This is a genomic window from Cryptosporangium aurantiacum (assembly GCF_900143005.1).
GTDB lineage: Bacteria > Actinomycetota > Actinomycetes > Mycobacteriales > Cryptosporangiaceae > Cryptosporangium > Cryptosporangium aurantiacum.
Window position 1 is genome coordinate 1,140,151 of the sequence record NZ_FRCS01000001.1, and the last position, 21,627, is coordinate 1,161,777.

Below are 21,627 nucleotides of genomic sequence, written 5' to 3' on the forward strand. Positions count from 1 at the left end.
GTTGAACCAGTGGACCAGTGTCCGTACGCTAGCGCGCATGACGGAGTACGTGCTCGTCTTCGCCGTGCCGGTGTTCGTGCTGTTCCTCGTGCTGGAGATCGCGTCGTACCGCTTTCTCAGCGACGAGAGCGAGCTGGGCTACACGCCGTGGGACACCGTGACCAGCCTGTCGATGGGGCTGGGTTTCCTGGTCGTGGAGGCAGGCTGGAAGCTGGTCACGCTCGGCGCGCTGGCCGGCGTCTACGCGCTCACCCCGCTGCGCCTGGACCCGACGTCGATCTGGACCTGGGTGTTGCTGTTCTTCGCCGACGACCTCGCGTACTACTGGTACCACCGGTCGCACCACGAGGTCCGCATCCTCTGGGCCTCGCACGTCGTGCACCACTCCAGCCAGCGGTACAACTTCTCGACCGCGTTGCGCCAGCCCTGGACGCCGTTCACCGCGCTGCCGTTCTGGCTGCCGCTGGCCGCGATCGGGATCCCGCCCTGGATGATCTTCTTCCAGCTGTCGGTCAACCTGATCTACCAGTTCTTCCTGCACACCGAGCGGATCGGCACGATGCCGCGCTGGTACGAGGCGGTGTTCAACACCCCGTCGCACCACCGGGTCCACCATGGCGTCCAGCAGATGTACCTGGACCGCAACTACGGCGGCATCCTGATCGTCTGGGACCGGCTGTTCGGCACGTTCGAACCGGAGGGCGAGCGGGTTGTCTACGGGCTGACCAAGAACATCGGCACGTACAACCCGGTCAAGGTCGCGTTCAGCGAGTACGTGGCGATCGGACGGGCGCTGCGCACGGCGTCGTCCTGGCGTGACCGGGCCGGGTACCTGCTCCGCGGGCCGGGATGGGCGCCCGCCGTAAAGTCGGTGCGGTGACCTTCAGCCCGATCGCGCGCAGTGGTGTCTCCGATGGCGTCTACCGGCAGTTGCGGGACGCGATCCTGACCGGGACGCTCGCCGCGGGCACCGCGCTGCCGGGGGAGCGGGCGCTGGCCGAGCAGTTCGGCGTGGCGCGGCACGGGTTGCGCGAGGCGATGCGCCGGTTGCAGCAGGCGCGGCTGGTCGAGGTCAGCCACGGTGGTGCGACCCGGGTCCTGGACTGGCGGACGCACGCCGGGCTCGAGGTCCTCGGTGACCTGGCCGCCTCGGAGCTGGCCAGCGGGGAGATCCTGCGGTCGGCGCTGGAGATGCGGCTGGCGATCGGCGTCGACGCCGCGCGGCTGGCGGCGGTGCGCGCCTCGGCGGTGGCCGCCGCCGAGATCGAGGACTTCGTTACCGGCTCTACCGGGGTGTCCGACCCGATCGTGCTGGCCGAACGCTACGAGCAGTTCTGGCGGCTGATCGTCCTCGCAGGCGAGAACGTCGCCTACCAGCTCGCGTACAACAGCCTCGTCACCGCGATGAACCAGAACGTCGCGGTGACGCGGCCGTTGAGCGCACCGGAGGCCGCCGACCTGGCGACCCAGCGGGTGCTCGCGTCCGCGATCGCCGCGTCCGACGCCGACGGCGCCGCGACGGCGGCGCGCCGCCTGACGTCGGTCATGCTTCGGTCGCTCGGCTCACCCGTCGGCTGAGCCGCGTCCGCGGTTCGGATCGGCGAGCGGGACCAGGCGGCGCTCACCGACGCGGGTGAACAGCGCCAGCGGCGCGCTCGCGACCCGGATCAGCCTGGCCAGCCCTGGCCGTCCCTGCCGCCGCACCAGCAGCGGACCGATGCTGCCCATCACCTGCGTCAGCGCGGGTAACGGCCGCCCGAACAGCGTCAGCTCGACGATCCGGCCGTCGGCGTCGAACCGCAGCAGCTGCGCCTCCTCGAACTGCTCGCGGCCGGCCCGTCCGGTCAGGAACAGCGCGCGCGTGCGCTCGTCGCCGACCTCGGTGTGGTAGCGCAGGTCCTCGAAGACCTCCATCGCGGCGATCAGCATCTCGCGCACCTGGTCCCGGCCGGAGAAGCGGAACGCGGCGGTGAGCGGGGAGATCGCCTCGACGGTGTCGGCGAGACACGCGGCGGCGGCCTCCGCGTCGCCGCTCTCGCCTGCCGCCCGCCAGGCTGCGGTCGTGCTGTCCACGGACATGACGGCCATGACTGCCTCCCCGAACGTCGGAATGTCCACACCGTACGCCGCGGCACGCGGGAACGTCTACGGCATGTAGTCAATTAGCTCGGGTAAGTTCGGCGATCGTGCCGCTTCTGGCCGACGTGCGCCCGCTCCGCGCGTCCCCCGAGTTCCGTCGGGCCTGGATCGGTCACGCGTTCTCCGCGATCGGCACCGGCATGACCGGTGTGGCGCTCGCGGTCCAGGTGTACGACCTCACCGGCTCGTCGTTCGCGGTCGGAGCCATCGGGCTGGCCACGCTGGTCCCGACGCTCGCCCTCGGGCTGTTCGGCGGCTCGATCGCCGACGCGGTCGACCGCAGGCGGCTCGTGCTGGTCACCAGCTCGGCCCTCGCGCTGGTGGCGACGCTGCTCGCCGTGCAGGCGGCGCTCGACCTGCGGCAACTCTGGCTCCTGTACGCGCTGGCGGCGGCCCAGTCGGGCCTCTCGGCGGTGGACGCCCCGGCGCGCCGCACGTTCCCGCCCCGCCTGCTGCCTGCCGGGCTGGTCCCGGCGGCGGCCGCGCTCACCCACCTCGCCTGGCAGATCAGCTTCCTCGCCGGTCCGCTGCTGGCCGGCGTGCTCATGGCGTCGATCGGCGCCGTCGCGGTCTACCTGCTGGACGCGGCCACCTACGCGTTCGCGGTCTGGACGATCGCGGGGATCCGGCCGATGCCACCCGCGGGCGGCGGCACGGCCGCCGGCGTGCGCTCGGTCGCGGAGGGGCTGCGGTACGCGAGGCGGCACCCGCTGGTCGCGGGTTCCCTTCTTGCCGATCTGGACGCCATGGTGCTCGCGCTGCCGCACGCGCTGTTCCCGGCGCTGGCCGACACCCGGTTCGGCGGCGGGGAGCTGGCGACCAGCCTGCTCTACGCCGCGCTGGGGCTCGGCGGGCTGTTGGCCGCGGCGCTGTCCGGGCCGCTGGGTGCGGTACGGCGTCCGGGCGTGGCGATGCTGGTGGCGGTGGGGTGCTGGGGCCTGGCGATCCTGGGACTCGGGCTGAGCCCGACGCTCTGGCTCGCCCTCGGGTTCCTGGTGGTCGCCGGGGCGGCCGACGTGGTGACGGTCGTCTGCCGCGCCACGATCCTGCAGCTGACGACGCCCGACGAGCTGCGCGGCCGGATCAGCGGCGTGGACTTCGTGGTCGGGGCCGGTGGTCCGCAACTCGGCAACGTCCGGGCCGGTGCGGTGGCGGCGTTCGCCGGTCCGGCGGCCAGCGCGGCGCTGGGTGGGCTGGCGTGCGGGCTGGGTGCGCTGGCGCTCGCGGTGGCGCTACCGGCCCTGCGGCGCTACCGCACGGACACGAGCCGTTGACCGGGACGCGGAATCAGGACGAGTAGCGTGCCGTTGGTCTAACGAGCGCCCCGTCCACCCGAACCACCGAACAGGAGCACCCGTGGCCGAGCTCGATTCGCTGCCCGAGGACGTCGCCGAGGCCACGCCCGCTCCGAACCCGGAGCGCAGCCGCCGGGCCGGCGCGTTCCTCGGCATCGTCCTGGTCATCTCGCTGCTGCTGTTCGGCGTGCCGTGGTTCACGTTCGTCGGCCCCTCCAACGACTGGCCGCTGCCGGTCGTCGTGGTCGGCACGCTGGTGTTCCTCGCCGGGCTGGTCGGGCTGCCGCTGGCGATGACCCGCGGCCACGGTCGCCACGACGACCGCGCGGCACGTATCGGCGACACGCTGCTCGGCGTCGTCTGGGTGCTGTTCGTCTGGTCGTTGATCGGCGACGTGCTCCGGCTGGCGCTGGCGCTGGGCGGGGTGGAAAACCCGGCGCGGTCGCGGGTCGTCGCGGCGTTCACGCTGGTGGTCAGCGTCGGCCTGCTGCTCTGGGGCCACTACGAGGCGATGCGGGTGTCCCGCGTCCGCGAGGTCGACGTGACGCTGCCGCGGCTCGGCGCCGGCCTGGACGGCACCCGGGTCGTGCTGATCGCCGACACCCACTACGGGCCGATCGACCGGGCCGAGTGGTCACGCAAGGTCACGGACGTGATCAACACGCTCGACGCCGACGTCGTCGCGCACGCCGGTGACATCGCCGACGGCACGCCGGCGCAGCGGCGGGATCAGTCCGCGCCGCTGGGCACCGTGAACGCCCGGCTGGCCAAGGTCTACGTCACCGGCAACCACGAGTACTTCAGCGAGGCCCAGGGCTGGCTCGACCGGATGGCGGAGCTGGGCTGGGAGCCGCTGCACAACCGGCACGTCGTCGTGGAGCGCGGCGGCGACCGGCTCGTGCTGGCCGGCGTCGACGACGTGACGGCCGGAGCGTCCGGGCTGCCCGGCCACCGCACCGACCTGGCGGCCGCACTGGAGGGGGCCGACCCCGACCTCCCGGTGCTGCTGCTCGCACACCAGCCGAAGTTCATCCGGCACGCCGCTGCAGCCGGCATCGACCTGCAGGTGTCCGGCCACACTCACGGCGGCCAGATGTGGCCGTTCAACTTCCTGGTGCGGCTCGACCAGCCGGTCGTCCGGGGCCTGTCGCGGCACGGCAACCGTACGCAGCTCTACACCAGCGGGGGGACCGGCTTCTGGGGGCCGCCGTTCCGGATCTTCGCGCCGAGCGAGATCACCCTGCTGACGCTGCGGGCGCCTCGCTGACGTTGTCCAGCAGCAGGTGAACGGTCAGTTCGAGGCGGGCGGCGACGTCGCTCACCGACGCGCGGCGCGTCACCCAGGCCACCAGGTTCGACAGCCAGACGTCGCCGATCACCCGGGCGATCGCCCGGTCGTCGGCGCTCGGCTCGGCGTGCATCGCCCGGCCGAACATCTGCTCCATCAGCCGGGCGACGGTGTCGACCTCGGCCGAGACGCTGGCGTCGGCGAACATGAACGCGCGGGTCATCGCCTCGGTGAGCTGCGGGTACCGCTGCAGCTTGCGGGTGACGCGCCCGAGCACGAACAGCACGCGCTCGCTCTGCGTCTCGCCGGGGATCTCGATCCGGTCGAGCTTCTCCATCGCCTGCTCGAACTCGCGGGCGAGGCCGGTGACCAGCAGGTGGTTCTTCGAGGGGAAGTACCGGTAGAGCGTGCCGAGCGCGACGTCGGCGTTCTCGGCGACCGCGCGCATCTGCACGGCCTCGTAGCCGCCCTTGGTCGCGAGTGCGATCGTGGCGTCCAGCATCCGCTTGCGGCGGTCGCGCTGGGCGGCCGAACCGAGGTCGTCCTCGGTCAGCGAGTTCAGCGTGGTGAGGACGCCCTGGCCGCCGCCGCGCGCACGAGCCGGTACCGCCATCGGGTCTACCCCCTGCATCCGTGAGACCCGGACGGCGGGGCGCCGTCCGCGCACGTTCTCAGAGTACCCCGGCCGAAGAGTCACACGTTCTAGTGGCATCGGCGCTTCACGTTCCTGTAACGCACGATCGTCCCTCCCTGACGGGTCAGAAAACGTCATCTCTGCCGTCGAAGCGCAGACGTCTGCGATAGAACCTGTTCTAGTATCCGGGACGTGGACTTTACTCTCGACGCGACCCTGCGCGACGCCGCGGAGCTGACCGCGCTGGTGGTCGAGCGGTCCGGCGACGACGCTCGCTGGGCGGCGCTGACCGACGCCGGCCTGGTCGAGCTGGCGTTGCCCGTCGAGGTCGGCGGCGACGGGCTGGGCCTCGCCGGTGCCGCCGTCGTGCTGACCGAGCTGGGACGCCGTGCGGCGTGCACGCCGTTCTACGCGACGGTGGCGCTGGGTGGGCTGACGCTGGCCCGGTGCGGGGCCGCGGCACCGCTGCTCGGCCGGGTCGTCGAGGACGGTGTGATCCTCACCGCAGCCCTGCACGAACCGTCGGCGCCGTTCCCCGCGGCCCCCCGGACGGTGGCCACTGCGAAGGACGGCGGGTACTCGGTCAGCGGAGTGAAACTGGGGGCTCCGGACGCGGGCACCGCCGAACGGATCCTGGTGCCGGTGACCCGCGATCCGGGCGGCCCGGCGCTGCTGCTGGTCGATCCGTCCGCGCCGGGCGTGCGCGTCGCCCCGGTGCCGGGAGCCGGGCCGAACGCCCCCTTCCGGCTCTCGCTGGACGCCGTCCAGGTGCCCGCGGACGCGCTGGTCGGCGGCGCCGACGCGATCGCCGAGCTGTACCGGCTGGCGATGGGGGGCGCGGTCAGCTACGGCGACGGGCTGCTCGCCGGCGCGCTGGCGCTCACCACCGCCCACGTCGCGTCCCGGCAGCAGTTCGGCCGGTCGCTGGCGACGTTCCAGGCGGTCGCGCAGCAGGTCGCGGACGTCTATCTGGCGTCCCGGACGCTGCACCTGCTCGCCACGTCCACGGTCTGGCGGCTGCAGACCGGCCTTGACCCGGGAACCGACCCGGAGGTGGCCGCGTACTGGGTGGCGACCGAGCTGCCCGCGGCGATCGGGATCTGCCACCACCTGCACGGCGGCCTCGGGCTCGACCGGGACTACCCACTGCACCGGTTCTCCGCGGCGGCCAGCGACCTGGCCCGGCTGGTCGGCGGCGCGGACAGCACGCTGGACCGGGTCGGCGCGCGGTACCTGGAGGGCAAGTGTTCATAGACCTCACACCGTCTCAGCGGGCGCTCCGCGACGAGTTACGCGCGTACTTCGGCGGCGTGCTGTCGACGGCCGAGCGCGAGGCGATGGTCGTCGACCGGCACGGAACCGTCTACCGGGAGCTGATCCGCCGGCTGGGCCGGGACGGCTGGCTGGGCCTGGGCTGGCCGACCGAGTACGGCGGGCGCGGGCTCGGCCCGGTCGAACAGCAGCTGTTCGTCAACGAGGCCGCGCGGGCCGTCGTCCCGCTGCCGTCGGTGACGCTCCAGACGGTCGGGCCGACGCTGCAGCGCTACGGCACCGACGAGCAGAAAGCCCGGTTCCTGCCGCCGATCCTGCGCGGCGAGGTCCACTTCGCGATCGGATATACCGAGCCGGAGGCCGGCACCGACCTGGCGTCGCTGCGCACCCGCGCGGTTCGGGACGGTGACGAGTACGTCGTCGACGGCCAGAAGATCTTCACCACCGGCGGCCACGACGCGGACTTCATCTGGCTGGCCTGCCGCACCGACCCGGACGCGCCCAAGCACCGCGGGATCTCGATCCTGATCGTCGACACCACCGACCCCGGCTACTCGTGGACGCCGATCATCACGTCCGACGGCGCGCACCACGTCAACGCGACCTACTACCGCGACGTGCGGGTGCCGGTGGCGATGCGGGTCGGCGCCGAGAACCAGGGCTGGCGGCTGATCACGACCCAGCTCAACCACGAGCGCGTGATGCTCGGCCCGGCCGGGCGGCTGGCCGGACTGCTCGACCGGGTCCGGGAGTGGGCGTCGACCCGGTCCGACCCCGACGGGACGCCGCTGCTCGACCGGCCCGACGTGCGACGCGCGCTGGCCAGGGTGCACGCCGGCCAGCGGGTCAACGAGCTGCTGAACTGGCAGGTCGCCGCGGCGGCCGGGCGCGACCTCGGTGCGGCCGAGGTCGCCGACGCGTCCGCGACCAAGGTGTTCGCGTCCCAGGCCGCTCAGTGGGTGGGTCCGCTGCTGGAGGACGTCGTGTCCCGGCACGGTGACCCCGCCGACCCGGAGACCGCGGCGCTGCTGCGCTGGCTGGACGTCCAGCGCAAACGCAACACCGTACTGACGTTCGGCGGCGGCGTCGACGAGATCCAGCGGGAACTGATCGCGACCGCGGGCCTCGGCCTGGAGAGGGTGCCCCGATGACGTCCGAAGACATCCTGAGCGCCGCGGAGAAGATCCGCGCCCGCGGCGAGAGCGCCCCGTTCACCGCGCGCGACCCGGTGAACCCCGCCACCACGCACGCCTGGCTCGACGCCCTCGGCGACCAGAACCCGATCTACACCGACGACGACGCCGCGCGCGCCGCCGGTCACCCGGGCGTCGTCGCACCACCGGCGATGATCCAGGTCTGGACGATGCCGGGGCTGGGCCGGGCCCGCGACGCCGACGACCCGCTGTGGTCGATGATCACGGTGCTCACCGAGGCCGGATACCCGTCGATCGTCGCCACCGACTGCGACCAGACGTATCACCGCTATCTCCACCCCGGCGAACTGGTGACCGTGCGCTCCCGGCTGGGCGACGTGATCGGCCCCAAGCAGACCGCGCTCGGCGAGGGCTGGTTCGTGACGACGCACAACACCTGGTACGTCGGTGACGAGCCGGTGGCCGAGATGGCGTGGCGCGTGCTGAAGTTCCGGCCCCGCCCACCGAAGCCGGAGCGCACCGCCGTACTCCGCCCCGTGGTCAGCCGGGACACCGAGTTCTTCTGGGGCGGCACGGCGGCGAACGAGCTGCGGATCCAGCGCTGCGAGAAGTGCGGGACGCTGCGGCACCCGCCGGGCCCGCTCTGCACCGCGTGCGGCGCCGATGCCTCGGGTTACGTCGTCGCGAGCGGCCTGGGGACGGTATTCAGCTACGTCGTCCACCACCACCCGCCGGTGCCCGGACGGCAGACGCCGTACGTGGTCGCGCTGGTAGAGCTGGACGAGGGCGTGCGGATGCTCGGCGAGGTCGTCGGCGTCGACCCGGACGTCGTCCGGATCGGCACGCCGGTCGAGGTGGTCTGGGACCGGATCGACGACGAGCTCACGTTGCCTGCCTGGAGGGTTCGATGACGATCGGCGAGGTCCTGCCGGAGCTGAGCCTCGACGCCACGCCGACGTTCATCGTCAGCACGGCGCTGGCCACCCGCGACTTCCAAGAGGTGCACCACGACCGGGATCTCGCGGTGGCGCGCGGCTCGCAGGACATCTTCCTCAACATCCTGACGACGACCGGGCTCGTGCAGCGGTACGTCACCGACTGGGCAGGTCCGTCGGCGCGGGTCGGGCGGGTGGCCATCCGGCTCGGCGTCCCGTGTTACGCCTACGACCGGCTGACGTTCTCCGGCGAGGTGACCGCGGCCGACGGCACGGTGCTCACCGTGTCGGTGGTCGGCCGGGTGAGCCGCGGGAACCACGTCACCGGGACCGTGTCGCTGGAGGTCGCGCCGTGAGCCTCTCGAAGACCGCCGCGATCGCCGGCATCGGCGCGACCGACTTCTCCAAGGACTCCGGACGGAGCGAGCTGAAACTCGCCGCCCAGGCCGTGCGGGCCGCGCTGGACGACGCTGGGCTGACGCCCGCCGACGTCGACGGGCTGGTCAGCTTCACCCAGGACAACAACACCGAGATCGCGGTGGCCAGGGAGCTGGGCATCCCCGAGCTGTCGTTCTTCAGCCGGATCCACTACGGCGGCGGCGCGGCGTGCGCCACCGTCCAGCAGGCGGCGATGGCGGTGGCGACCGGTGTGGCGTCGGTCGTCGTCTGTTACCGGGCGTTCAACGAACGCTCCGGGCACCGGTTCGGGCAGGTGCAGCCCGGCCTGGCGGTCGCCCCGACGTCGTCCGGGGTGGACGCCGGCTGGTCGTACCCGTTCGGGCTGGGCACCCCGGCGAGCTGGGTCGCGATGTTCGCCCAGCGGTACCTGCACACGTACGGGGCGTCCTCGCGGGATCTGGGCCGGGTCGCGGTGACGATGCGGGCGCACGCGGCGACCAACCCCGCGGCGTGGTTCTACCAGCGTCCGATCACGCTGGAGGACCACCAGGCGTCCCGCTGGATCTGCGAGCCGCTGCGCCTGTTCGACTGCTGCCAGGAGAGCGACGGCGGGGTCGCGGTCGTGGTGACGTCGGCTTCGCGGGCCCGAGACCTGCGGCGGCCGCCGGTGGTGATCGCCGGGGCCGCGCAAGGCAGCGGCTCCGACCAGTACGTGATGACCAGCTACTACCGCGACGACCTCACCGGGCTACCGGAGATGGGCGTCGTCGCCCGCCAGCTATGGGGGCAGGCCGGGATCGGCCCCTCCGACGTGGACGTCGCGGTGCTGTACGACCACTTCACGCCGTTCGTCCTGGTGCAGCTGGAGGAGCTGGGCTTCTGCGGGCGCGGTGAGGCGGCGGGCTTCGTCGCGTCGGGCGCGCTCGGGCTGGACGGCGCACTGCCGACGAACCCGCACGGCGGGCAGCTCGGCGAGGCGTACATCCACGGCATGAACGGCATCGCGGAGGCGGTGCGGCAGGTCCGCGGCACGGCCGTCAACCAGGTGCCTGGGGCGGAGACCGTGCTGGTCACCGCAGGCACCGGCGTGCCCACCAGCGGCCTGCTGCTCGGCGCGGCCTGACCACCGCGCCGTAGCAGGAGGTCTCCGCGTCTACAGTGCTCCGGCGGCGTCCAGCGCGGCGAGGTACCCCGAGGTCATCGCCGGGCCGAGCGTCGCGCCGGGGCCGGCGTACGTGCGGCCCATCACCTGCGCACTGGTGTTGCCCGCCGCGTAGAGCCCCGGAATCACGCTGCCGTCCTCCCGCAGCACCCGCGACCGCTCGTCGGTGACCAGCCCGCCCTTCGTCCCGAGGTCGCCGGGCACGATCTTGACCGCGTGGAACGGCGGTTTCACCAGCTCGGCGAGGCACGGGTTCGGCTTCACCCGCGGATCGCCGTAGTACCGGTCGTACGCGGACTCGCCCCGCCCGAAGTCGAGGTCCTTGCCGGTGGAGGCGAACCCGTTGAACCGCGCCACGGTCTGCTCCAGCGCCTCGGCCGGCACCCCGATCTTCTCCGCCAGCCCGGCCAGCGTGGACGATTTGGCCGCCACGCCCGCCCGGTACCAGGAGCCGGGCAGCGGCTGGCGCGGCCCGCGGGCGGTGAACAGGTACCGGTCGCGGTACCGCTGGTCGAACACCAGCCAGGCGGGGATGCGCGGTTCGCCCGCCTCGTACATCGCGTGTACGGCGTCCACGTAGGGCGCGGCTTCGTTGACGAACCGCGAGCCGTCCACGTCGACCAGGACGCACCCCGGCAGCGACCGCTCGGCGAGCAGGAAGTACGGCCCGCGCGGCAGCGGCACGGACGGCCCCCACCAGGCGTCGTCCATCAGACGCACCGCCGCGCCGAGGTCCTGCGCGGCCCGGATCCCGTCCCCGGTGTTCGCCTCGGCGCCGACCGTCCACTCGGTGCCGATCGGCTCCTTCTGGTACCGCTTGCGCAGCGTGTCGTCCCGCTCGAACCCGCCCGCGGTGAGCACGACGCCGCGCTCGGCCAGCAGTTGCTCCGGCTCGCCGCCGCGCACCGCGACCTCGACGCCGATCACCCGGCCGTCCTTCACGACCAGTTCGAGCAGGGGCGTCGACAGCCACACCGGGACGTCTCGGCGAGCCAGCCCGGCCCGCAACCCGGCCGCGAGCGCCTGCCCCATCGTCAGCAGCTCGCGCCGCCGTGCCCGGCTGATCCACGCGCGGGCGCCGACCTTGGCCGCGGTGGCCACCCCGCGCGGGTGCCTGGCGACCAGGTTGAGCCAGCGGAACTCGGCCTGCGTGATCGCCAGGCCGGACTTCGACGCCAGATACGGCGGTTCGAGCGTGGACCGCAGCCCGCCGAGCACCGACGAGGGGAGCGGCTTGGGTTCCACCGAACGCCCGGTCGGCCGGCCACCGGGCGCCTCCGGGTAGTAGTCGGAGTAGTCCCGCACCCACCCGAACCGCAGCGGCGTCTCCTTCTCGACGAACGCCAGCATGTCCGGGCCGTGCCGGAGGAACGCCGCCTGCAGCGCGCTGACGTCCGTGTCGCCGGAGCGGGACGCGGTCGCGACGATGTGCGCGAGGTAGGTACGGGCCGCTTCGGCGTCGTCGACGACGCCGTCCCGCTCGAGGGCCTGGTTGTTCGGAATCCAGACGCCGCCGCCGGACCGGGCGGTCGAACCGCCGTAACGCGGCGCCTTCTCGACCACGATCGCGCGCAAGCCGGACGCGGCGGCGGTGAGCGCCGCGGCCATGCCGGCGCCCCCGGCACCCACGACGACCAGGTCGAACTTCTGGGCAGCGGACATCGACGCTCCTCCGGTGACGGCCAGATCTGTAACACGTTATAGAAACAACCGGTCGCACCGCTATGGTGTGAGGGGGCTCGAAAAGAACGCGTTCTAGAAGGAGGCGGCGGTGCTGGACCCTTCCGACCTCGCGTCAGCGGCCGACGTGTTGCGTGCCGCCGAGCGCGATCGCGTGCCGATCCCGCCGCTGATCACCACCTATCCCGGTATCGACGCCGCCGATGCCTACCGGATCCAGCTGCTGAACATCGAGCGGCGGACCGCGGCGGGCACGCCGATCGTCGGCCACAAGGTGGGGCTCTCGTCGAAGGCCATGCAGCAGATGATGGGCGTCGACGAGCCGGACTACGGCCACCTGCTCGCCGACATGGCCTGCCGCGAGGACGAGCCGGTCGACACCGGCCGCTACCTGCTCCCGAGGGTCGAACCGGAGGTCGGGTTCATCCTCGGCGACGATCTGCCCGAGGACTGCACCGAGGAGCAGGCGCTCGCGGCGACTGCGGCGATCGCGCCCGCACTCGAACTCATCGACAGCCGCATCGTCGACTGGAAGATCGCGCTCCCCGACACGATCGCCGACAACGCGTCCTCGGCCGGGTTCGTGCTCGGCGCGACTCGGCTCGACCCCCGCACGGTCGACCTCACCGCGCTCCCGGTCCGCCTGCTGCGCAACGACGAGGAAGTGGGCGTCGGCGCGTCCTCAGCCGTGCTGGGCAACCCGCTGGTCGCGGTCGCCTGGCTGGCCCGCACCGTCGCGCGGTTCGGGGTCCGCCTGCGCGCCGGGCACGTGGTGCTGCCCGGGTCCTGCACCCGGGCGGTCGACGCCCGTCCCGGCGACGTGTTCCGCGCCGAGTTCGGGGAGCTCGGCGCGGTGCATCTCACGTTCGAACGTGCCCTTCAGCGAACCAGCCCTACCCAGCGAGGTGGCGTGTGAGTACCGCACGAGCGGCGATCGTCGGTTCCGGGAACATCGGCACCGACCTGATGTACAAGCTGTTGCGCTCGGAGCACATCGAGCCGCGGTGGATGATCGGCATCGACCCGGACAGCGAAGGGCTGCGGCTCGCGTCCGAGGCGGGGCTCGAGACCAGCGCGGACGGCGTCGATTGGCTATTGGCTCAGGACGAGCGTCCGGATCTGGTTTTTGAGGCGACGTCGGCCTACGTGCACCGGGCCAACGCTCCGCGGTACGCGGAGGCGGGCATCGTGGCGGTCGACCTCACACCGGCCGCGGTCGGGCCGGCCGTGATTCCCTCGGTGAACCTCGGCCACGAGCTGGGCGCGACGAACGTCAACCTGATCACCTGCGGTGGTCAGGCGACGATTCCGATGGTCGCCGCCGTGTCCCGGGTGACGCCGGTGCACTACGCCGAGATCGTCGCCACCGTCGCGTCGAAGTCGGCCGGGCCGGGAACCCGGGCCAACATCGACGAGTTCACGCGGGTGACCAGCCGTGGCATCGAGCTGATCGGCGGAGCGCAGCGGGGGAAGGCGATCATCGTCCTCAACCCCGCCGACCCGCCGATGATCATGCGCGACACGATCTTCTGCGCGGTTTCCTCCGGGGCCGACGCCGACGCGATCGCCGCTTCGGTGGTGCGGATGGTTGCGGACGTCGCGACCTACGTCCCCGGGTACCGGCTGCTCAACGACGTCCAGTTCGACGAGGCCGACGGTCAGGCACGGGTGAGCATCTTCATCGAGGTGGAGGGCGCCGGTGACTTCCTCCCGCCGTACGCGGGCAACCTCGACATCATGACCGCGGCCGCCGCCCGGGTCGGCGCGGAACTCGCCACGGCTATGCAGGGGGTGTCCTCATGATCCGGATCACCGATACGTCCCTCCGGGACGGCTCGCACGCGAAACGCCACCAGTTCACGGCCGACGAGGTGCGCGCGGTCGTCGGCGCGCTGGACGCCGCAGGCGTCCCCGTGATCGAGGTGACGCACGGCGACGGGCTGGGCGGATCCTCGTTCACGTACGGGTTCAGCCACACGCCCGAGCAGGAGCTGATCTCGGCCGCCGTGGCGACGGCGCAGCGCGCGAAGATCGCGTTCTTGATGCTGCCGGGCGTCGGCGTCAAGGACGACATCCGCGCCGCGGCCGACAACGGGGCGAAGATCTGCCGGGTGGCCACGCACTGCACCGAGGCCGACGTCTCGATCCAGCACTTCGGACTCGCCCGCGACCTCGGCCTGGAGACCGTCGGGTTCCTGATGATGGCCCACTCGCAGCCGCCCGAGGCGCTGGCGAAGCAGGCCCGGATCATGGCCGACGCGGGGTGTCAGTGCGTCTACGTCGTCGACTCGGCGGGCGCGTTGGTTCTCGATCAGGTGGGGGATCGAGTCTCGGCATTGGTTTCGGAGCTCGGGGACGACGCGCAAGTGGGCTTCCACGGGCACGAGAACCTGGGGCTGGGTGTCGCCAACTCGGTGCTGGCCGTCCGCGCCGGAGCCCGGCAGATCGACGGCTCGACCCGCCGGTTCGGCGCCGGAGCGGGCAACACGCCGGTCGAGGCGTTCGTCGGGGTGTGCGACAAGCTCGGCATCGAGACCGGGATCGACTTCTTCGCGATCGTCGACGCCGCCGAGGACGTGGTGCTGCCGACGATGCCCGAGGAGTGCAAGCTCGACCGGATGGCGCTGATCATGGGGTACGCCGGGGTGTACTCCAGCTTCCTCAAGCACGCGTTCCGGCAGGCCGAGCGGTACAACGTCTCGGGCGCGGAGATCCTGGTGCGCGCCGGGGCGCGGAAGCTGGTCGGCGGCCAGGAGGACCAGCTGATCGACATCGCGCTGGAGCTTCAGCGGGAGGCGGCCGCGGCCACGAACCAGTCGCCGGCCAGCGTCGGCTGACCGCCGATCTCGTCCGCGAGTTCTGCCCCCCGGGGTTGAGCGCGGAGTCCACGACGACGAGGTGTGCAGCGACCCGGCGAGCCTCCGCCAGGAACGTGGCGCGCTCGCCGGGCGGCAGGTGCCCGTAGAAGTGGCCGGCGAACACCCGGTCGAAGCTGTCGTCGGCGAACGGCAGGTCTAGGGCGTCACCCCGCACCGCGACGCCGTTGGGCAACCGGCGCTGGGCCAGCGCCACCATCGACGGGCTCTGACACTGGCCCATTGTGGACCGTTCGGCAGGCGGAGTTGAGCACTCAGGCCGGTCCTGTCTCCCCGCTTCAGCGGGGGGACAGGACGATGAGCGGGATCTCGCGGGACGCCCAGCTCTGGTACGTGTCGAAATCGGCGTACACCTCGACCACGACCGGCCACAGAGCCGCCCGTTCCTCCGCGTCGGCGACCCGGGCCCGCACCGCCCGGCGCTCGCCCCGGATCTGCACCGACGTCTCCGGCGCCGCGCACAGGTTCCGGTACCACTGCGGATGCGCTTCCAACCCACCCTGCGACGCGACGACCAGCAGATCGTCACCGTGCACGGCGTACAGGACCGGCGTCGTGAGCAGCCGCCCGGACTTCCGGCCCCGATGGTCGAGCAGCAGCACCGGGACCGGCTTGCGGAACCCGGCGCCCACGCGCCACTTCCCGCCGATCCGGCCACGCGTGCGCCGGTAGACCCACACGTGGGCCCGGGACATGACGCGGAAGATCTTCGGCAGCAGCGGGGAATCGAGCTGCCGCGGCCGTGGGGGCGTGCCCATCAGTCGTAGGTGACCCGGAACGGGCCGGTCTTGGGCATCGACTGGCACGCCAGCACGTAACCGTCCGCGAGATCGGTGGCGTCCAGCACCTCGTTGTTCACCATCTCGACCTCGCCCTCCACCAGCCGGCAGGTACACGCACCGCAGCGCCCCTCCCGGCACGAGGACGGCGCGGCCAGACCGTGCTCGACCAGCACGTCGAGCATCCGTCGTCCGTCCGGCCACGCCAGCGTGTGGTTCGCCCCGTCGATCTCCACCTCGAGCGGCTCGCCCTCGGCGACGGAACTCTCCACGGCTTCCACGGCGACGAACGGATCCTCGGCCAGCGACTGGAACCGTTCCACGTGCACCCGCTCGACACCGATCCCGCGGAGCGCGACGTCCACCGCGGCCATGAACGCCGAAGGTCCGCAGAGGAACACCTCCGCGGATGCCCACGGCCGGAGCAGCGGTTCCAGCGCCGACGGCGTCGGCAGCCCGCTCACGCTCTCCAGCCAGTGGACGACCGTCAACCGGTCCGGGTACTTCGCGACCAGCCTGCGCAGCTCACCGGCGAAGATCACCGAGTTCTCGTCGCGGTTGGCGTAGAACAGCGTGATCCGACCGCTGCCCGACGCCAGCACCGTGCGCAGGATCCCGAGCACCGGCGTGATGCCGCTGCCGCCGGCCACCAGCAGGAACGATCCGTCCAGCGACCGCGGGGTGAAGCGCCCGGCGGGCGGCAGCACCTCCAGCTCGTCGCCGGCCGCGACGTTCCCGTGCAGCCACACCGAGCCGAAACCGTCGGCGGTGCGCTTCACGGTGATCGTCAGCGGGTCGCCCGGCGCGTTGCAGAGCGAGTAACACCGTCCGACCGCCGCCGGCGACACCGGCACCCGCACCGTGAGGAACTGGCCCGGCTTGTGCGCGAACGTCTGAGCGAGTTCCGGCGGCACGTCGAGGACGAACGACCGCGCGTCGTCCGTCTCGGCGACCACCTCGGCCACCCGCAGCCGGTACGACGTCACGAACTCTCCGCGGCGCGAATCGCCGCCGTCAGCCGCCCGCAGCCCAGCACCGGCGCCCCGGACGGCGGCCGGTCGATGAGTTCGGGGCAGGCGGCGCCGGCCGGCCACTGGATCGACGTCTGCTGCGTGCTCGCGTGCCGCACCAGCACCGTCGTCCGGCAGGCACCGCACGTCACCGGGTGGAAGCCGCCGTGCAGCTGCTCCTCCCGGTGCGCGTCTCGCGGTGGCGACTTCCGCTGCGCGTCCCTCGGCAGGGCCCTGGTCATGATTCCTGGGCCCGGGCGAGGTTGTCGGCGACTTCCTTCTCCCACGTCTCGACGGCCCGGGTGGTGTCGACCTCGAACTCGAACCGGGCCACCATGTCGTCGGTGACGTCCGCGGCGTCCACGTAGAACTGCTCGTACCAGCGACGCAGCTGGTAGACGGGCCCGTCCTCCTCGCAGAGTAGCGGGTTGTCGATCGGTGTCTTGTTCCGCCAGATCTCGACGTCCTGCAGGAAGCCGACGCCGTAGCTCTTCGAGAGCTTCCGTGCGATCTTGTCCGACGTGACGTCGTCGACCCCGGGGATCTTCTTGACCATCACGCCCCACTGCAGCACGAACGACGTCGGCGACACCGGGTAGTGGCAGTTGATGAGCACGGTCTCGAGCGTGAAACCGTTGGCCATCTCGTTCCACAGGTAGTCGATCATGTACGACGGCCCGTAGTACGACGCCTCCGACCGCAGGAGGTCGCCGGGGTCGCTGTCGGCGCCGAGCCCGGTGTCGGGCCGCGCCCGCGAGTTCAGGTACTGGCTGGCGACGTGGCCCTCGAACACGTTCTTGAAGTACACCGGGAACGCGTGGTGGATGTAGAAGAAGTGGGCCATATCGACCATGTTGTCGATGATCTCCCGGCAGTGGGAGCTCTCGACCAGGACGCTGTCCCACGTCCACGAGCTGTACCGGTCGCGGTTCGCGATCTCCGGGATGTCGACGCCGGGCGGCGGGGCATTGCCCTCCGGGTCGTTGTAGACGAACAGCTGGTTGTTGCGCTCCAGCGTCAGCCACGAGCGCGTCCGGGCCCGCGGCGGCACGCGGCGGGCGTACGGAATCGCCGCGCAGCGTCCGTTGCCCGACCACCGCCAGTCGTGGAACGGGCAGGCCACGTTGTCGCCCTTGATGGTGCCCTGGGTGAGGTCGCCGCCCATGTGGCGGCAGTACCCGTCCAGGACGTGCAGGCTGCCCGCGCTGTCGGCGAACACCACGAGCTTCGTGCCGAACGCCTCCACGGCGTGCGGGACGCCGTCGCGGAACCGCTCGGCGAGCCCCAGGCAGTGCCAGCCGCGCGCGTACCTGGCCTGCGGTGTGCCGGCGTCGATCGTCCGGACGTCACCGTCCGGGCTCGTCAGCGTCATGCTGAACCTCCCGATCTGTCGGGCCCCAACGTAGAACAGGTTATAGTTTGACACAGGAGGAGCGCCACCCGGCCCTGACGTGCGCCTCCTCGACAGAAAAAAGAACGTGTTCTAGCGTACGCGGCAACCGAGGGACGGAGAGCGCAGCGATGGAGCAGAGCCTCGAGAGCGTCGGCGAGAAGGTGCTGGACGCGGTCCGCGACCTCCTGCCGGTACTCCGCGAGCGCGCAGCCGAGACGGAAGCGGCGCGGCGGATTCCGGCGGCGTCGATCCAAGCGCTTCAGGAGACCGGTGTGCTGCGGCTGCTGCAGCCGAATCGGTTCGGCGGGCACGAGACCCACCCCGTGGTGTTCTACCGGGCGGTCCGGCTGATCGCGAGCGCGTGCGGATCCACCGGCTGGGTGACCTCGGTGCTCGGCGTCCACCCGTGGCACGTCGGGCTGTTCGCCGAGGAGGCGCAGCGCGAGGTCTGGGCTGAGGACCTCGACACCCGCATCTCCTCCTCCTACGCGCCGCAGGGCAAGGCCACCGCGGTCGACGGCGGCTTCCGGTTCACCGGCCGCTGGAGCTTCTCATCGGGGTCTGACCACGCGACCTGGGTGCTGCTCGGTGGGCTGGTCATCGGCCCCGACGGCCGGCCGACCGACTTCCGGACGTTCCTGCTTCCCCGCGCCGACTACACGGTGGACGACGTCTGGGACACCGTCGGGCTGCGCGGCACCGGCAGCAACGACATCGTCGTCGACGACGTGTTCGTGCCGGAGCACCGCACGCTCTCGTTCCAGCACACCGCCAAGGTCAAGTGCCCTGGTCAGGAACTCAACGACGGCCCGCTTTTCCGGATGCCGTACGGCACGATCCACCCGTTCGCGATCACCGCACCGCTGATCGGCATGGCCGACGGCGCGTACGAGGCCTACGCCGGCCACACCAAAGCCCGGGTCCGCGCCTCGTACCTGGGGGAGAAGGCCAAGGACGACCCGTTCGCCCAGGTCCGGGTGGCCAGGGCCGCGGGCGAGATCGACGCGGCCTGGCTGCAGCTCGAGCGCGACCTGAACGAGGAGTACGCGCTCGCGGTCCAGGGCACCCGCATCCCGCTGGAGATGCGGTTACGCGCCCGGCGCGACCAGGTGCTCGGCAGTGCGCGGGCGATCGACGCGACCGACAGCCTCTACGAGAGCGCGGGCGGCAAGGCGATCAACGCGCCGTCGGTGATCGCGCGGTTCTGGCGCGACGCCCACGCCGCCCGGGTGCACGCGGCGAACGACGTCGAGCGTGCGCTGGTGATGTACGGACGGACGGAGCTCGGCCTCCCGGTCACCGACGGGATGTTCTGATGACCGCACCGACGCTGGAGAGCACGAGCCACACGCTGACCGTCGCGTCCGGATTGGAAGTGCATTACCACGACGCAGGCGAGCAGTCGGCCGACCGGCCGCCGGTCGTGCTCCTGCACGGAGGCGGGCCGGGCGCGAACGCCTGGAGCAACTTCGGTAAGAACCTCGCGGTCCTGTGCAGGTCGGCGCGGGTCCTCGCCGTTGACATGCCAGGTTTTGGACGCTCCGGCAAGCGCGCCGAGCACCCCCAGTACTTCACCTACGCCGCCGGTGTCCTCGCGGAGTTGCTCGACGAACTGGGGATCGGCACCGTCGACCTGGTGGGCAATTCGCTCGGCGGAGGAGTGTCGACCCGGTTCGCGCTGAACTACCCGGAGCGGGCCCGGCGGCTGGTGCTGATGGCGCCGGGTGGCCTCGGCCTGAACGTGTTCGCGCCGGACCCGACCGAGGGTGTCCAGCGGCTGGGGCGCTTCGGCGCACCTCCGGGGCCGACCCCGGAGAAGCTGAAGGCGTTCCTCAGGACGCTCGTGTACGACCAGAAGCTGATCACCGACGAGTTGGTCGCGGAGCGCTTCGCGGCCGCGAGCAACCCCGAGTCACTGCAGGCCATGGTCGCGATGGGCATGTCGTTCTTCCAGCATCCGGAGGAGGGGCAGCTCTGGCGCGAGGCGCACCGGGTCACCCAGCCGACGCTGATGATCTGGGGGCGCGAAGACCGCGTCAACCCGCTGGACGGCGCGCTGGTCGCACTCAAGCAGCTGCCGGACGTCCAACTGCATGTTTTCAGTAGGTGCGGTCACTGGGCGCAGGTGGAGAAGTTCGACGAGTTCAATCGCCTGACGGAAGCCTTCCTGGGAGGTGGCGCAGCATGATCAAGTCGCTGGGATACCTACGCATCGAGTGCACGGACCTCGAGGCCTGGCGGACGTACGGCCTCAAGGTGCTCGGCATGATCGAGGGTAAGGACGCCCCGCCCGGTGAGCTGCACCTGCGGATGGACGATTTCCCGGCCCGGCTGGTGATCGTGGCGGGCGAGGCCGACCGGCTGTCCGCGACCGGGTGGGAAGCCGCGAACGAGGAGGGGCTGCGCGCCGTCGCCGCCCGGCTGGACGCGGCCGGTGTGCCGTGGAAGGAGGGCACGCCGGAGCAGAAGGCGTCCCGGAAGGTGACCGGGCTGATCCTGTTCGAGGACCCGTCCGGCAACACCCAGGAGGTCTTCTCCGGCGTCGCGCTGCAGCACCGCCGGGTCGTCAGCCCGTACGGGCACCGGTTCGTCACCGGTGAGCAGGGGCTCGGGCACGTCGTGCTGTCCACCACGAACGACGCCGAGGCGCTGCACTTCTACCGGGACGTGCTGGGGTTCAAGCTGCGCGACTCGATGCGGTTCCCGCCGGAGGTGCTCGGGCGTCCGCCCGGCGGCGAGCCGGCCTGGCTGCGGTTCTTCGGCTGCAACCCCCGGCACCACAGCCTGGCGTTCCTGCCGTTCCCGACCGAGTCGGGGATCGTCCACCTGATGGTCGAGGTCGAGGACACCGACGACGTCGGGCTCGCGCTCGACCGCGCGCTCCGGCACAAGGTGCCGATGTCGGCGACGCTCGGGCGGCACGTCAACGACCTGATGCTGTCGTTCTACATGAAGACGCCGGGCGGCTTCGACGTCGAGTTCGGCACCGGCGGACGGCAGGTCGACGACACCGACTGGGTCGCGCGGGAAAGCACCGCGGTGAGCCTGTGGGGGCATGACTTCAGTGTCGGCGCCTCGTAACTCCGTCGGCGCCGTGGACCCCGCTCGCTTTCGTTCGGTGCTCGGGCAGTTCTGCACCGGCGTGACGGTGGTGACCGCCAGCCTGGACGGCGAGCCGGTGGGGTTCGCCTGCCAGTCGTTCTCGGCGCTCTCGCTGGACCCACCGCTGGTCGTGTTCTGCCCCTCCGCGACGTCGCGGAGCTGGCCGGTGATCTCGCGCGCCGGGACGTTCTGCGTCAACGTGCTGGCCGGCGACCAGGCCGAGGTGAGCGCGGTGTTCGGGTCGCGCCGCGAGGACAAGTTCGACGTCGTGCCGTGGAGCAGGTCGCCGGCGGGCGCTCCGGTGCTCGACGGCGTCCTGGCCTGGGTCGAGTGCACGGTCGACGCGGTGTATCCGGGCGGCGACCACCACATCGTCGTCGGACGCGTCGAGGTGCTGGAGGCGCCGAACGGCGGGCGTCCGCCGCTGCTGTTCCACCGCGGCCGGTACACCGCGACGTCCGACCCGGAGCCCTGGTTCGGCTGGTCCCAGCCGGACGACTGGATCTAGA

General features: G+C 71.7%; 23 protein-coding genes and 1 pseudogene. 16 read left to right on the plus strand and 8 right to left on the minus strand.

The genetic code is table 11. The features are described from left to right. The first annotated feature begins 37 nt into the window (after positions 1 to 37). Complete coding sequence (locus BUB75_RS04950) at positions 38 to 880, plus strand: sterol desaturase family protein (protein WP_073251813.1); 843 nt, start codon at positions 38 to 40, stop codon at positions 878 to 880. Beyond that, positions 877 to 1,578 carry a FadR/GntR family transcriptional regulator gene (locus tag BUB75_RS04955; RefSeq protein WP_073251814.1) on the plus strand — a complete coding sequence of 234 codons (702 nt, stop codon included), beginning with the start codon at positions 877 to 879 and terminating at the stop codon, positions 1,576 to 1,578. The genes BUB75_RS04950 and BUB75_RS04955 overlap by 4 nt, the downstream gene beginning before the upstream one ends. On the opposite strand, the gene BUB75_RS04960 is transcribed toward BUB75_RS04955, so the two are convergent. Continuing rightward, positions 1,564 to 2,088: a nuclear transport factor 2 family protein gene (locus BUB75_RS04960; RefSeq protein WP_143175027.1), complete on the minus strand. Its 525-nt coding sequence runs from the start codon at positions 2,086 to 2,088 to the stop codon at positions 1,564 to 1,566. The two genes, BUB75_RS04955 and BUB75_RS04960, sit on opposite strands and share 15 nt — an antisense overlap. A 98-nt stretch (positions 2,089 to 2,186) precedes the next feature. On the opposite strand from BUB75_RS04960, the gene BUB75_RS04965 reads away from it, so the two are divergent. Both BUB75_RS04965 and BUB75_RS04970 read left to right on the plus strand, forming a co-directional pair. Beyond that, positions 2,187 to 3,413, plus strand: a complete 1,227-nt coding sequence (locus BUB75_RS04965) for an MFS transporter (protein WP_218617300.1) — start codon at positions 2,187 to 2,189, stop codon at positions 3,411 to 3,413. An 82-nt stretch (positions 3,414 to 3,495) separates the two neighbouring features. Next, positions 3,496 to 4,701: a metallophosphoesterase gene (locus BUB75_RS04970; protein WP_084740225.1), complete on the plus strand. Its 1,206-nt coding sequence runs from the start codon at positions 3,496 to 3,498 to the stop codon at positions 4,699 to 4,701. Here BUB75_RS04970 and kstR read toward each other — a convergent pair. Next, positions 4,670 to 5,335: a cholesterol catabolism transcriptional regulator KstR gene (gene kstR, locus BUB75_RS04975; RefSeq protein WP_073251818.1), complete on the minus strand. Its 666-nt coding sequence runs from the start codon at positions 5,333 to 5,335 to the stop codon at positions 4,670 to 4,672. The genes BUB75_RS04970 and kstR overlap by 32 nt on opposite strands. Before the next feature lie 213 nt (positions 5,336 to 5,548). Here kstR and BUB75_RS04980 point away from each other — a divergent pair, with 213 nt between their 5' ends. Genes BUB75_RS04980 through BUB75_RS05000 form a run of 5 tightly spaced genes read left to right on the plus strand, consistent with a single transcriptional unit; the run spans position 5,549 to position 10,239 of the window. Beyond that, a complete protein-coding gene (locus BUB75_RS04980) occupies positions 5,549 to 6,610 on the plus strand; it encodes an acyl-CoA dehydrogenase family protein (protein WP_073251820.1) in 1,062 nt (353 codons plus the stop codon). Further along, positions 6,601 to 7,779: an acyl-CoA dehydrogenase family protein gene (locus BUB75_RS04985; protein ID WP_073251822.1), complete on the plus strand. Its 1,179-nt coding sequence runs from the start codon at positions 6,601 to 6,603 to the stop codon at positions 7,777 to 7,779. Before BUB75_RS04980 ends, BUB75_RS04985 begins: the two co-directional genes overlap by 10 nt. Continuing rightward, positions 7,776 to 8,693 (plus strand): bifunctional MaoC family dehydratase N-terminal/OB-fold nucleic acid binding domain-containing protein, encoded by a 918-nt coding sequence (locus BUB75_RS04990; protein WP_073251824.1) that lies wholly within the window; start codon positions 7,776 to 7,778, stop codon positions 8,691 to 8,693. Before BUB75_RS04985 ends, BUB75_RS04990 begins: the two co-directional genes overlap by 4 nt. Then, entirely contained in the window at positions 8,690 to 9,073 is a 384-nt protein-coding gene (locus BUB75_RS04995; protein WP_073251826.1) for a MaoC family dehydratase, read from the plus strand. The genes BUB75_RS04990 and BUB75_RS04995 overlap by 4 nt, the downstream gene beginning before the upstream one ends. Beyond that, positions 9,070 to 10,239 (plus strand): lipid-transfer protein, encoded by a 1,170-nt coding sequence (locus BUB75_RS05000; protein WP_073251828.1) that lies wholly within the window; start codon positions 9,070 to 9,072, stop codon positions 10,237 to 10,239. Before BUB75_RS04995 ends, BUB75_RS05000 begins: the two co-directional genes overlap by 4 nt. 30 nt (positions 10,240 to 10,269) lie before the next feature. Here the strand turns inward: BUB75_RS05000 and kstD are convergent, their stop codons facing one another. Then, positions 10,270 to 11,940 (minus strand): 3-oxosteroid 1-dehydrogenase, encoded by a 1,671-nt coding sequence (gene kstD, locus BUB75_RS05005; RefSeq protein WP_073251830.1) that lies wholly within the window; start codon positions 11,938 to 11,940, stop codon positions 10,270 to 10,272. A 109-nt stretch (positions 11,941 to 12,049) separates the two neighbouring features. Here kstD and BUB75_RS05010 point away from each other — a divergent pair, with 109 nt between their 5' ends. From BUB75_RS05010 to dmpG, 3 genes are read left to right on the plus strand one after another with little or no spacing between them, the layout of a single operon-like run. Then, positions 12,050 to 12,874 carry a 2-keto-4-pentenoate hydratase gene (locus tag BUB75_RS05010; RefSeq protein WP_073251833.1) on the plus strand — a complete coding sequence of 275 codons (825 nt, stop codon included), beginning with the start codon at positions 12,050 to 12,052 and terminating at the stop codon, positions 12,872 to 12,874. Further along, entirely contained in the window at positions 12,871 to 13,761 is an 891-nt protein-coding gene (locus BUB75_RS05015; RefSeq protein WP_073251835.1) for an acetaldehyde dehydrogenase (acetylating), read from the plus strand. Before BUB75_RS05010 ends, BUB75_RS05015 begins: the two co-directional genes overlap by 4 nt. Continuing rightward, positions 13,758 to 14,795 carry a 4-hydroxy-2-oxovalerate aldolase gene (dmpG, locus tag BUB75_RS05020; protein WP_073251837.1) on the plus strand — a complete coding sequence of 346 codons (1,038 nt, stop codon included), beginning with the start codon at positions 13,758 to 13,760 and terminating at the stop codon, positions 14,793 to 14,795. The genes BUB75_RS05015 and dmpG overlap by 4 nt, the downstream gene beginning before the upstream one ends. A gap of 79 nt (positions 14,796 to 14,874) precedes the next feature. Here dmpG and BUB75_RS48425 read toward each other — a convergent pair. The 5 genes and pseudogenes from BUB75_RS48425 to BUB75_RS05045 all read right to left on the minus strand — a co-directional run. Next, a pseudogene (locus BUB75_RS48425) lies at positions 14,875 to 15,057 on the minus strand (class I SAM-dependent methyltransferase); the annotation flags it as partial. 55 nt (positions 15,058 to 15,112) lie between these two features. After that, entirely contained in the window at positions 15,113 to 15,592 is a 480-nt protein-coding gene (locus tag BUB75_RS05030) for a nitroreductase family deazaflavin-dependent oxidoreductase (protein ID WP_073251841.1), read from the minus strand. Then, on the minus strand, positions 15,592 to 16,599 hold the full coding sequence (locus tag BUB75_RS05035) for a ferredoxin--NADP reductase (protein ID WP_073251843.1): 1,008 nt from the start codon (positions 16,597 to 16,599) through the stop codon (positions 15,592 to 15,594). Before BUB75_RS05035 ends, BUB75_RS05030 begins: the two co-directional genes overlap by 1 nt. After that, entirely contained in the window at positions 16,596 to 16,865 is a 270-nt protein-coding gene (locus BUB75_RS05040) for a hypothetical protein (protein ID WP_073251845.1), read from the minus strand. The genes BUB75_RS05035 and BUB75_RS05040 overlap by 4 nt, the downstream gene beginning before the upstream one ends. Further along, complete coding sequence (locus tag BUB75_RS05045) at positions 16,862 to 17,995, minus strand: 3-ketosteroid-9-alpha-monooxygenase, oxygenase component (RefSeq protein WP_073251847.1); 1,134 nt, start codon at positions 17,993 to 17,995, stop codon at positions 16,862 to 16,864. The genes BUB75_RS05040 and BUB75_RS05045 overlap by 4 nt, the downstream gene beginning before the upstream one ends. Positions 17,996 to 18,144: 149 nt before the next feature. Here BUB75_RS05045 and hsaA point away from each other — a divergent pair, with 149 nt between their 5' ends. The 4 genes from hsaA to hsaB are packed head-to-tail and all read left to right on the plus strand — an operon-like array spanning position 18,145 to position 21,626. Then, a complete protein-coding gene (gene hsaA, locus BUB75_RS05050; protein ID WP_073251849.1) occupies positions 18,145 to 19,332 on the plus strand; it encodes a 3-hydroxy-9,10-secoandrosta-1,3,5(10)-triene-9,17-dione monooxygenase oxygenase subunit in 1,188 nt (395 codons plus the stop codon). Continuing rightward, a complete protein-coding gene (gene hsaD / locus BUB75_RS05055; RefSeq protein WP_073251851.1) occupies positions 19,332 to 20,204 on the plus strand; it encodes a 4,5:9,10-diseco-3-hydroxy-5,9,17-trioxoandrosta-1(10),2-diene-4-oate hydrolase in 873 nt (290 codons plus the stop codon). The genes hsaA and hsaD overlap by 1 nt, the downstream gene beginning before the upstream one ends. After that, positions 20,201 to 21,097, plus strand: coding sequence for an iron-dependent extradiol dioxygenase HsaC (hsaC, locus tag BUB75_RS05060; protein ID WP_073251853.1), 897 nt, complete (start codon positions 20,201 to 20,203; stop codon positions 21,095 to 21,097). The genes hsaD and hsaC overlap by 4 nt, the downstream gene beginning before the upstream one ends. Further along, positions 21,072 to 21,626 (plus strand): 3-hydroxy-9,10-secoandrosta-1,3,5(10)-triene-9,17-dione monooxygenase reductase subunit, encoded by a 555-nt coding sequence (hsaB, locus tag BUB75_RS05065; protein ID WP_073251855.1) that lies wholly within the window; start codon positions 21,072 to 21,074, stop codon positions 21,624 to 21,626. Before hsaC ends, hsaB begins: the two co-directional genes overlap by 26 nt. Position 21,627: the final 1 nt, after the last annotated feature.